The sequence below is a fragment of the Vagococcus teuberi genome, from assembly GCF_001870205.1.
Classification (GTDB): Bacteria; Bacillota; Bacilli; order Lactobacillales; family Vagococcaceae; genus Vagococcus; species Vagococcus teuberi.
Window position 1 is genome coordinate 1,957,650 of the sequence record NZ_CP017267.1, and the last position, 11,886, is coordinate 1,969,535.

Below are 11,886 nucleotides of genomic sequence, written 5' to 3' on the forward strand. Positions count from 1 at the left end.
AGTGAATCTTTTTGATAATGTAACGTCTATCACACGAGACTAACTACTTATTTCACTAGTCCTACTCAAAGAGGCATTTCACTGATATATTGCCACTTGTTTGCACCTACCACAAGCTCTCTAAAGACACGATATCACTTACTTTTCTTATCCTTGTATTTCGTTTAATGCTAAATTAATATGTTCAGTTGCTTGATCTTTACCTAATAAAAGAATCGTTTCTGCTAATTCTGGACCATGCATTTGACCACTCACGGCTACACGAATTGGCATGAACAGTTTTTTACCTTTAGCACCTGTTTCTTTTTGTACAGCTTTAATTGCTTTTTTAATTGCTGGAACATCAAATTCTTCTAAGTCATTTAATTCTTTTTTAAATGCTTCTAATACTTCTGGTACTTGCTCATCTGATAAGACTTCTTTAGCGGCATCATCAAATGTCAATGTATCATTAAAGAATAAACTGGATAATTCAACAATTTCTTTTGCATAACTCATTTGTGGTTGGTAAAGACTTACCAATTCTTCCACCCATGCTTGTTTTTCAGCTGATGGGTTTTCTTCTACTAAACCTGCTTCGATTAAGTATGGTAAAGCCATCTCTGCCATTGTTTTTCTATCAAGTTGTTTCATGTATTGATTGCTAATCCACTCAAGTTTTTTATTATCAAATGCTGCAGGCGATTTACCTAAACGATCTGCATCAAAGATTTTAATAAACTCTTCTTGGCTAAAGATTTCTTCTTCACCCACTGGAGACCAGCCTAGTAAACTAATAAAGTTAAACATCGCTTCTGGTAAGTAACCTAATTCACGGTATTGTTCGATAAATTGTAGAATCGTTTCATCACGTTTACTTAATTTTTTACCTGTTTCAGTATTAATGATTAATGTCATATGACCAAATCTTGGTGGAGTCCATCCAAATGCTTCATAAACCATTAATTGTTTTGGTGTGTTCGCAATATGATCATCTCCACGTAAAACGTGTGTAATTTTCATTAAATGATCATCCACAGCAACCGCAAAGTTATATGTTGGTATCCCGTCACGTTTTAAAATGACAAAATCGCCACCAACACTATCAGATTCAAATGTAATGTTTCCTTTTACAATGTCATCAAATGTGTATTCTTCGCCTTTTGGTACTCTAAAACGAACAACTGGTGTAATTCCTTCAGCTTCTTTAGCTGCTTGTTGTTCTGGTGTTAAGTGAGCACATTTTCCGTTGTAACGTGGAATTTGTCCACGACTACGTTGGCTCTCACGTTCTGTTTCTAATTCTTCTTCGGTACAGTAACATTTATAAGCTAAATTACTTGCTAATAATTGATCTACTAATGGTTGATAGATATCTTTTCTTTCAGATTGACGATAAGGACCGTATTCACCTGGCTTATCAGGTGACTCATCCCAGTCAATATTTAGCCATGCTAAGTTATCTAACTGACTTTTTTCTCCGTCTTCAATATTACGTTTTTGGTCTGTATCCTCTATACGAATGATAAAATCACCGCCATGATGACGAGCAAATAAATAATTAAATAATGCTGTTCGAGCATTTCCAATATGCAAATGACCTGTTGGACTTGGTGCATATCTGACACGTACTTTATTTCCCATGGTATTACCTTCCTTGTTCACGTATTATCGCTTCCTATGTTTCTAAGTTTACATGCATTTACCCAAATAGTAAAGGCACTTTCACAAGAGTTTTGTAACCTTTAATCAGCATTTATCGTTGTTTGAGAATGACTTGGTTTTGCAAAAATCATTCGACCAGCAGCCGTTTGTAATGCACTCGTTACAATGACATTTATTTTCTTGTTCATAAAGTGTTTACCATCTTCAACCACAACCATTGTTCCATCATCTAAATAAGCCACACCTTGCTGGCGTTCTGTACCATCTTTCATCACAATAACATCCATCGTCTCACCTGGAATAACAACTGGTTTAACAGCATTTGCCAAGGCATTAATGTTAAATACTGGCACATTTTGAAATTCACACACTTTATTTAGGTTGTAGTCATTTGTAACCACAATACCATCTAACATTTTAGCTAATTTAATCAATTTACTATCGACTTCTTGAATGTCTTCAAAATCACCTTCATACATTTCAACCGATATATTTTCTTCTTTTTGCAAGGCGTTTAAAATATCTAACCCCCGACGCCCACGAACGCGTTTCATACTATCCCCTGAATCCGCAATGTATTGTAATTCATATAAAACAAAATTTGGGATTAATAACGTTCCTTCAATAAAGCCAGTTTTTGCAATATCATAAATACGTCCATCAATAATGACACTTGTGTCTAAAACCTTGTATTTATGAAAATAGTCATCAACACGACGATCAAGAATTTCTTCCGAAACTTTTTTGGATTTTGGCACAAATAATTTCTTAAAGTCCTCTGTTTTCATGGTGCCTACTCTAAATCCTAAGTACCCTGTGATTAACATAATAATTGCCGGAACAATTAAAGGGAGTGAATAAAATGGAATCGAAATAAGTGCTCCTAATAATAACCCAATAATCGTACTAATACTACCAAACAATAAATCAGATAAACTTTGTTCTGTAATAAATTTTTCTATTTTTCTTAAACCTGATACTAAATGTTGTTCTGTCAATGTAGCGATAATTGCAAAAATAATTGCTCCAATAATTCCATTAGTAATATCATTATTTAACCAACCTAACGTTTCTTGGTTGGTCGCCTTCCATAATAATGGGAATAATGCCACACCTAAACTAAATCCAATTAAAGCCATAACAAGCGCGTAAATTTTTTTCTGCATACTATCTCTCCTCCTTTACTTAAGAAAATACTTTAAATAATGTTTCTGATAATGTTTCGACACCAATCACTTCAATGTCTTTAGGTGGTGTCCAACCTTGCAGATTATTTATTGGAATAAACACACGTTTGAAGCCTAATTTTTGTGCTTCGCCAACACGCTGTTCAATTCGGTTCACTCGTCTAATTTCACCAGTTAACCCAATTTCACCAATAAAACAATCTTGAGGAGAAGTCCCTTTATCTTTGTAACTTGATGCGATACTCACTGCGATGGATAAATCAATCGCTGGTTCATCAAGCTTCACTCCACCAACTGCTTTTAAATAAGCATCTTGGTTTTGTAATAATAATCCAGCACGTTTTTCTAACACAGCCATAATCAGTGATACACGGTTGTAATCTAGCCCTGTTGCCGTTCGTTTAGCATTTCCAAAAACAGATGGCGTTACAAGTGATTGTATCTCTGCCAAAATAGGACGCGTACCTTCCATCGAACATACAATCGCTGAACCTGTCGCCCCGTCAATTCGCTCTTCTAAAAATGCTTCTGATGGATTTAACACTTCTACTAATCCAGCTTGCCTCATTTCAAAAATACCAATCTCATTTGTTGAGCCAAAACGATTTTTTACAGCACGCAGTATTCTGAAAGTATGGTGTCTATCTCCTTCAAAATAAAGTACTGTATCCACCATATGTTCAAGCATCCGTGGTCCTGCAAGCGAGCCTTCTTTCGTCACGTGTCCTACAATGAAGATGGCAATATTGTTTGTTTTAGCAATTTGCATTAACTCAGCCGTATTCGCTCGAACTTGACTCACACTTCCAGCAGCACTCTCTGTTTCAGGATGAACCATCGTTTGAATCGAATCAATAATCACATAATCTGGTGTTAATTGCTCAATAACTTGCTTGATTCGTCCCATATCTGTTTCAGGATAAACATAAAAATCATTGCTACCATCAGCCAAGCGTTCCGCACGCATTTTTATTTGTTGTGAACTTTCTTCACCAGAAACATATAACACAGTTCCCTTTAATAAGCTTAGTTGTTGAGACACTTGTAATAGTAAAGTAGATTTTCCAATACCAGGGTCTCCACCAATTAACACCATAGACCCTGGGACAACTCCTCCACCTAACACACGATTTAACTCACCTAACTGTGTTTTAACCCGTGGCTCTTTTTGAGCAGTCACTTCTTGAAGTTTTTGGGGTTTGCTCACTTCACCTGTCAAACTAACTCTGCTATGTCTAGTTGGAACCTCTGAGGCGATTTCTTCAACTAAAGTATTCCACTCTCCGCAATTAGGACACCTACCTAAATACTTTGGGGAAATATAGCCACATGTTTGACAGACATATTCACTTCTTTTTTTCTTTGCCAAAAAATCATCCTTAATTTACAATTTTTGCTTTTTTATTAGGTATTGCTAGTACACTTTATTTTAACATAAATCATCCGATTCTAATAAAGAGTCCATTTCATCTTAAGAATTATTTACCAGATGAACCAAATCCGCCAGTGCGTTCTGTTTTAGCCGAGTCATTATCTGCTTTTAAGAAGGGTAAAAAGATCCCTTGAGCGATTCGATCTCCTTTTTTGATGTGCTTATCTGTTAAACCAAAATTTAATAATTGAATCATAATATGCCCTTCATTTTCTGCATTATTATAATAATCACTATCAATAATCCCTACACCGTTTGTTAACACTAAAAAATTTTTTAACGGGTTACTTGAACGATTGGCAATTTGTAAAAACTCATCGTCACCCATATATGATTTTACTCCTGTTGGAACAAGCGTTGCTTTTAGCTCTTTTTGCATGTTAGCATCCACTGTTAACACCTCTTTTGATAAAACGGCTTTTAATACTTTAGCAATGCCTTGCCTCCAAATACTTGGAATCACAATATCAACAGCCGACTCAAAATCATATCCTGCAGCACTTTTAGTTGCTCTTTTTGGTAAATTAATGTCCTCAAATGTTGATACTTTTTCAAACCCTCTTACTTTACTCATAGTTTACCTTCCTTTACTTCTAATTTCTTTAATCCTACCCGAAAACAGGGCAAATAAAAAGAGTAAAAATAAATCTTACTCTTTCTTTTATTAATTGTCTTACTCGTCATCGTCTTCATAAAATTCGTTGACCTGAACTTGCCGTAATGTCACTTTATTTTTCTTTGGTTGAATCACAAGTGGCACATACTCCATAATCACATCACTATATTCTAATCCGTACCATTTAGCTGGATCAACTGCTGAACGCTTAATGCCAAGTTTGGCTTGCATCACTAAAGTATCTAACCAGTTTAATTCGGTCACACGCGATAGTTCTTCACGTATCAATACAAATGAAAAATCTCCCGTATCTCTTCCTGGTGTAATCGAATATTTTTGAGGTTGTTTTGGTAACTTTCCTTCATTCATCAAATCATGGACAATCTGTCTTAAATAGACATTCACCTCTTGCGGCATTTTAAATCCTAATCGTAATTGTACATTCACGATGTAATCCGTCTCCATCATATCCACATAATATTCCTTAGTGTATGGCTCATCGGTAACAAATACATTCACGAACCAATACACTTTCGCACGTTTCGGGCTTTTATCTAAAATTGAATACATGATTTCTCGATTAATTAAATGACCCTTAATTTTAGATGTTAGAAAGACCAAATTAGTTTGAAGTTGTGGCCAATCCGTATCATCTCTTAACTCACCTAATTGCTCTTTGTAGTCATATAAGGAAATTCGTTTAGATGTTGCTTCCGTGATGATATTTCCACGATGCCAAATGAGCATGACGAGGAAAATAATTAACGCGATTCCTAATGCCACATAGCCTCCATGCATAAACTTAGATGCACTGGAAACAAAGAAGATACTTTCAATTACTGCAAAAAAGATAAAAATCAGATACGCTAGTGGCCTTGGGGTTCCTTCCTGTAGTAAGTAAACAAGTAACAAGATAGTTGTCATTAACATTGTAATGGTGATTGCTAATCCATAAGCAGCCTCCATACGAGCAGATGTTTGAAAGCCAAACACAACAGCTAAACAGCCAATCATTAACATGTTATTAATCCCTGGAATATACAATTGCCCCTTTTGGTCAGTTGGGTAAATAATTTTCATCCTTGGTAGTAAACGTAATTTAATCGCTTCTGAGGCCAATGTATACGAACCAGAAATTAATGATTGTGACGCGATAATCGCCGCAACTGTGGCAAAAACCACCCCTACAACAGTCAGTGCTTGTGGCATCATTCTAAAGAATGGATTAAGCATATCCATATTTTGATACTCAGGCATATCTTTAACACGGATAATCCACGCTGCTTGACCAAAGTAATTTAAAACTAAACAGACTTTGATGTATGGCCAACTTACACGAATATTTTTTCTACCAGCATGCCCCAAATCTGAATACAATGCTTCTGCTCCAGTTGTTGCTAGAAACACGCTTCCTAAAATAAGTATTCCTAATTTATTTTCTCCAGAAAACAATAAATGAACAGCATAATATGGGTTTAGTGCACGAATAACTGAAAGATTTCCCATGAAGTTTGATAGACCAATTAATCCAATAAATGTAAACCAACCAAACATAATCGGCCCAAACAGTGTGCCGACTTTTTTTGTTCCTAATCGTTGTACCATAAATAATGAAAAGATAATAATAACCGTTATAATGACAATAATTTGTTGACTATCGCCAAACGTCTCGTAAAAAGAAGGAATCCCTCTAAGGCCTTCAATAGCCGTTGTGACCGTCACTGCTGGCGTTAAAATCCCATCAGCGAGTAATGTCGCCCCACCTAACATTGCAGGATAAAGCAAATAACGACTATTCTTTCTAACTAATGTGAAAAGTGAAAAAATACCACCCTCACCGTGATTATCAGCGTTTAGTGCAATCATGACATATTTTATCGTTGTCAATACAGTTAATGTCCAAAAAACTAATGATACCGCACCTAAGATAAACGTCTCTGATACGTGGGCTAGTCCTCCATTTCCATCCACAATGGCTTTCATAACGTACAAAGGACTGGTTCCAATATCTCCATAAACAACTCCCATAGCAACAAGCGTTCCACCTAATGTAAAACGATCTATAGCTTGTTGATTAGATTTTTGACTCACTTTTTTCACTCCTCATTTCTTTAAAAAGTTAGTATTCATGACAATCATATACTCATTTTTTTTAAAGTCAACACTCAAATAAAAAAATTCATTTTCTATTAGTGGAAACACAATTAAAAATAAGTTATTATAGCATGGATAGACACTAAAAAAAATAGTCATTAAACAAAAAAGAGGGATTACTTTGGAGAGAAAAAAATTATTAAAAGAAAGTAAGCGACTCGTTATTAAAGTCGGGACCAGTTCGTTGGTTCTACCAAATACAGAGATTAATTTACGAGCAATCGATCAATTAGCTTTTACACTCACATCACTTAGACAACTAGGGTACGAAGTCATTTTAGTTTCTTCAGGTGCGATTGGTGTTGGAATGAAATTACTTGGTTTAGATAAACGACCTGAAACAATCGCAAAACAACAAGCGGTGGCTGCAATTGGTCAATCTGAACTGATTAAAATATACACACAACGTTTTGCAGCCTACTATCAGCAATCTGCCCAAGTGTTATTAACTCGCGACGTGATTGACTTTCCAACAAGCAGACAAAACGTCATTAACACATTTGAAGAACTGCTTAATATGGGAGTGATTCCTATCGTTAACGAAAATGACAGCGTGTCGGTTGATGAATTGGACCACTTAACAAAATTTGGCGACAACGACCAATTATCTGCTATTGTATGTAGCTTAGCTCAGGCTGACTTATTACTGATGTTATCTGATATTGATGGGTTTTACGATGATAATCCACAAACAAATCCAGAAGCTCAACTTTTCTCCCATATTTCGGAAATTACAGATGTTATGGAAATGGCAGCAGGTGATAAAGGAAGCGAGTTTGGTACTGGAGGTATGGCTAGTAAACTAAAAGCAGCAAAACGAGTACTAGACAATCAATCTCAAATGATTTTAGCTAGTGGAAAAGATCCGGCTATTTTATTTGATATTTTAGAAGGTAAAACAGTTGGGACACTTTTTTCAAATATGTGATAAAAAGGAGGAGTTATACATGACACTGTTAGAGACACTTGGTAAACAGGCAAAAAAAGCTGCATTCTTTTTAAACAATGCAACGACTAAAGCTAAAAATGATGCATTAGAATCAATCGTGAAACATCTTGATAATAATATGGAAGATATTCTATCCGCTAACAAAAAAGATATTGAATTAGCTCGTGAAAACGGTATTCCTGAAACTATGGTCGATCGCTTACTCTTGACTAAAGAGCGCATTCACACGATGCAACAAGATATTAAAACTACCATTGAATTAGATGACCCAATCGGAAAAGTTGATCATATGTGGCGAAACGAAGATAACTTACTGATTGGTAAACAGCGTGTGCCACTTGGCGTAATTGGAATGATTTATGAGTCACGACCAAACGTTACAACAGACGCGTCTTCCCTTGCCTTAAAATCTGGAAATGCCATTATTTTAAGAGGTGGAAAAGAAGCATTTCATTCTAACCAAGCTTTAGTTCACGCTATTCAAGCAGCCTTAGATGCTGTTGACTTCCCTAAAGAATGTGTCCAATTTATCGATGACACATCAAGAGAAACGGCGACAAAATTTATGCAACTATCTGACTATCTAGATGTCTTAATTCCTCGTGGTGGAGCAAATTTAATACAATCTGTTATCAAAAATGCGACTGTTCCTGTGATTGAGACTGGAACAGGAAATTGCCATATCTATGTTGATGACAAAGCAAATTTAGAGATGGCAAAAGATATCGTCATTAATGGAAAATGCCAGCGTCCTTCTGTTTGCAATGCTACAGAATCTCTTTTAGTAAATAAGTCTATAGCAACAGACTTTTTATCGTTAGTTGGTCCTGAACTGGATAATCATCATGTTGAATTACGCGCCGATAAAGAAGCTCTTCCCTACCTTCCAACCGCTAAACTAGCGACTGAAGAAGATTTTGCGACAGAGTTTAACGATCTAATCTTAGCTATCAAACTTGTCGATGGTTTGGATGAAGCCATTAACCACATTAATCATTATGGAACAAAACATTCAGAAGTGATTGTGACAGATAGTTACCAAAACTCACAAAAATTCATGCAACAAATTGATGCTGCTGTGGTTTACGTTAATGCTTCTTCACGTTTTACTGATGGGAGTGTATTCGGCTTTGGTGGCGAAATTGGGATTAGCACACAAAAACTTCATGCAAGAGGACCAATGGGATTAAATGAGTTAACCACAACAAAATATATTGTTTTTGGGGAAGGCCAAATTAGATAAATTTACTTTTCAGGAGGGAAATGAACGATTATGTCATCAAAAATAAAAAAAAGTTTTAAAACTAGTGGTAAGTATGGACTTACCGCTTTTATAATTCCCTTTTTAATCATGATAGGCGTCTATCTTAGCCTAGGAATTTACCCTGGAAGTGCTAGAAGCGTATTAGCAAGTGATGCCTTTTCACAGTTTTCAAATTTTCATGCAAGTTTCAATAATGTTTTACATGGTAAACAAAGTATCTTTTATACATGGGATGCCTCACTTGGGTTGAACTACTGGTCACTTATTTCTTATTATTTAGGTGGAATATTCACACCGATTGTCTTCTTTTTTGATAATCAAAATATTCCTGACGCATTATATGTTATGACGTTGATTAAAATTGGTGCTGCAAGTCTATCTTTTTGGTATTTTGCCAAAGAAACGTATAAATTACCAAATCTCTCTCATGTGACTTTAGCCATATCATATTCCTTAATGTCGTTTGCTATGGCTCAATCAGAATTAATTATGTGGTTAGACGTCTTTATGTACCTACCTCTTGTCTTCTTAGGAATCAATCGCGTGCTTGAAAAAGGAAAGTCCGCACTGTTATTTGTTTCATATTTCTTGTTGTTTGTTTCGAATTTTTATTTTGGATTTATGGTTGGATTGTTTTCATTTCTTTATTTCGTTGTTAGAGTGGCAACAAACTCACAATTATATAAAAAACGAATCGTTCCCTACTTAACAACGTCACTACTTGCTGGTGTTGCATCAATGATTATGATTCTTCCAGCTGTTTTTGATTTACTATCTAATGGTGAAACCCTATCAGAAATGACAAAATTTAAAACAGAAGCAACTGCCTTTTGGGACATCGTCATAAAAAATATGATAGGTGTTTATGATACAACAAAATATGGTTCTATTCCTTTTATTTATGTTGGTATTTTGCCACTTATTTTCTGTATTTTCTACTTCTGTTCACGAGTAATTCCATTAAAGAATAAAATTGGTTATGCCAGTTTGTTTGCCGTCTTAATAGCAAGTTTTTATATTGAACCTCTTAACTTATTCTGGCACGGCATGCATGCTCCAAACATGTTTTTATTCAGATATAGCTTCTTATTTTCATTTTTAGTTGTGATGCTAGCTGGATTTGGATGGGAAAAATTCACTAAAAAAGATTTAAATGTGATGGTAGGAATTGTCTTAATTTTAGCTGTACTATTTTCAATGGCATTCTTTGCTTCAAGTAAAGATAGTTATGCTTTTGTCACATTGAAACAATTTGTCTTGACCATTTTATTCTTGGCTTTATATCTTGTGGGAATCTTTTTCTATCAAATCAATCAGTTACCTAGAAAATCTTTTGTCTTTCTATTATTACTCATAGTAACTGGGGAAGCCTACATCAATACATCATTTATGTTAAATGGTATTTTAGAAGACTGGAACTATGCTTCAAGAAGTCTTTACTCTAGTCCATATCCTGATTATAAATACTTGGTTGATAAAGCTGAAGAAGACGATAAAGACTCTTTCCAACGTTTAGAATCATTATCTCCAATTTCAAGCAATGATAGCTTTAATTATGGTTATAGCGGCATTAGTATGTTTTCTTCTATTAGAAATCGACATTCTTCTGCTTTACTAAATACTTTAGGGTTTAGATCGAGAGGGACTAGTTTAAATATACGCTATCAAAATAATACATTATTAATGGATAGCTTGATGGGGATTAAATATAATATCAGTACTCAAAACGTGTTGAAGTATGGTTTTTTACCTATAGAAAAACGAGGAAAATACACATTATATGAAAATAAAAATGCTATACCTATAGGAATGCTTACAAATGAAGAGTTGTATAAAATAAAACTACCTGAAAAGGATAATTTAGGTGCTCAAACGAATTTAGTCAATCAATTAGCTGATTTAAATGAAGTTTACTATACCTTCACATCACCATCAGTAATTAGTACACAGAATGCTCAAATCACTAATTTATCTAATAATCGAATAGCTATCAAAGAGCAACAGCCGAATGTCGCAAAAGTAGTTAACTACCAAGTTAGTGTTCCTGCTGGAAAACAAGCTTACTATAGTCTATTTCCAACAAACTTTGGAGCATTAAAAAGTTCTACGGCTAAAGTAACGACGCAAAATGTCAGTTATGAGTCACAAATTGGTATCACTGGACAATATTACAACCTAGGATATTTCAAAGAAGATTCGATCGTTGAATTTTCTGTGACACTTTATGGGACAGATGAAGTTGAATTAATTAATCCGCCAGTTGTTTTATTGGATATCCCAAAATTCGATGCTGCAATGAACTCTATAAAAGATAAAGGGGTAGAATTTGTTGTAAATGGTAGAAAAGCAACGGCTCATGTTGAAACTCCTGAAGAACAAGTCGTCTTTACGACCATTCCTTTTGACAAAGGTTGGACCGTAAAAGTTGATAATAAACAAGTCGCAACAAAAGATTTTCAAGATGGGTTCTTAACATTTAACGTTCCAGCAGGTGTTCATGATATTGAATTAAGCTTCTTACCTCCTGGTTTTGTTGTTGGTGTCATATGTTTCTTTAGTGCTACAGGACTGTTCATTATTTACTACATATTTACAAACACAAAAAAAGTTAAAAAAAGAAGAGCCCTTTAATTAATCTAG

At 35.0% G+C, this 11,886-nt stretch carries 8 protein-coding genes and 1 other annotated feature (1 of these 9 cut by a window edge); of the genes, 3 read left to right on the plus strand and 5 right to left on the minus strand.

What is annotated here, in order from left to right; translation table 11 throughout:
- Positions 1 to 163, minus strand: a binding site (T-box leader) (it extends 48 nt beyond the left edge of the window).
- The 5 genes from gltX to BHY08_RS09435 form a co-directional block, all read right to left on the minus strand.
- Complete coding sequence (gene gltX, locus BHY08_RS09415) at positions 148 to 1,623, minus strand: glutamate--tRNA ligase (RefSeq protein WP_071457615.1); 1,476 nt, start codon at positions 1,621 to 1,623, stop codon at positions 148 to 150. (Overlaps the previous feature by 16 nt.)
- Before the next feature lie 101 nt (positions 1,624 to 1,724).
- Positions 1,725 to 2,810, minus strand: coding sequence for a PIN/TRAM domain-containing protein (locus tag BHY08_RS09420; protein ID WP_071457616.1), 1,086 nt, complete (start codon positions 2,808 to 2,810; stop codon positions 1,725 to 1,727).
- Positions 2,811 to 2,829: 19 nt separating this feature from the next.
- Positions 2,830 to 4,200 (minus strand): DNA repair protein RadA, encoded by a 1,371-nt coding sequence (gene radA / locus BHY08_RS09425; protein ID WP_071457617.1) that lies wholly within the window; start codon positions 4,198 to 4,200, stop codon positions 2,830 to 2,832.
- A gap of 109 nt (positions 4,201 to 4,309) precedes the next feature.
- Complete coding sequence (locus tag BHY08_RS09430) at positions 4,310 to 4,837, minus strand: dCTP deaminase/dUTPase family protein (protein WP_071457618.1); 528 nt, start codon at positions 4,835 to 4,837, stop codon at positions 4,310 to 4,312.
- 99 nt (positions 4,838 to 4,936) lie between these two features.
- Positions 4,937 to 6,907 (minus strand): KUP/HAK/KT family potassium transporter, encoded by a 1,971-nt coding sequence (locus tag BHY08_RS09435; RefSeq protein ID WP_071457888.1) that lies wholly within the window; start codon positions 6,905 to 6,907, stop codon positions 4,937 to 4,939.
- A gap of 247 nt (positions 6,908 to 7,154) precedes the next feature.
- On the opposite strand from BHY08_RS09435, the gene proB reads away from it, so the two are divergent.
- Genes proB through BHY08_RS09450 form a run of 3 tightly spaced genes read left to right on the plus strand, consistent with a single transcriptional unit; the run spans position 7,155 to position 11,877 of the window.
- Positions 7,155 to 7,961, plus strand: a complete 807-nt coding sequence (gene proB, locus BHY08_RS09440; protein WP_071457619.1) for a glutamate 5-kinase — start codon at positions 7,155 to 7,157, stop codon at positions 7,959 to 7,961.
- A 19-nt stretch (positions 7,962 to 7,980) separates the two neighbouring features.
- On the plus strand, positions 7,981 to 9,225 hold the full coding sequence (locus BHY08_RS09445; protein WP_071457620.1) for a glutamate-5-semialdehyde dehydrogenase: 1,245 nt from the start codon (positions 7,981 to 7,983) through the stop codon (positions 9,223 to 9,225).
- A gap of 30 nt (positions 9,226 to 9,255) precedes the next feature.
- Entirely contained in the window at positions 9,256 to 11,877 is a 2,622-nt protein-coding gene (locus tag BHY08_RS09450; RefSeq protein ID WP_071457621.1) for a YfhO family protein, read from the plus strand.
- Positions 11,878 to 11,886 lie beyond the last annotated feature (9 nt).

Bases quoted from the DNA above. Each gene is read 5' to 3' on its own strand.
- BHY08_RS09445 (WP_071457620.1), top strand. From the start codon at position 7,981: ATGACACTGTTAGAGACACTTGGTAAACAGGCAAAAAAAGCTGCATTC.
- BHY08_RS09450 (WP_071457621.1), top strand. From the start codon at position 9,256: ATGTCATCAAAAATAAAAAAAAGTTTTAAAACTAGTGGTAAGTATGGA.
- BHY08_RS09420 (WP_071457616.1), bottom strand. From the start codon at position 2,810: ATGCAGAAAAAAATTTACGCGCTTGTTATGGCTTTAATTGGATTTAGT.
- BHY08_RS09435 (WP_071457888.1), bottom strand. From the start codon at position 6,907: ATGGGAGTTGTTTATGGAGATATTGGAACCAGTCCTTTGTACGTTATG.
- gltX (WP_071457615.1), bottom strand. From the start codon at position 1,623: ATGGGAAATAAAGTACGTGTCAGATATGCACCAAGTCCAACAGGTCAT.
- BHY08_RS09430 (WP_071457618.1), bottom strand. From the start codon at position 4,837: ATGAGTAAAGTAAGAGGGTTTGAAAAAGTATCAACATTTGAGGACATT.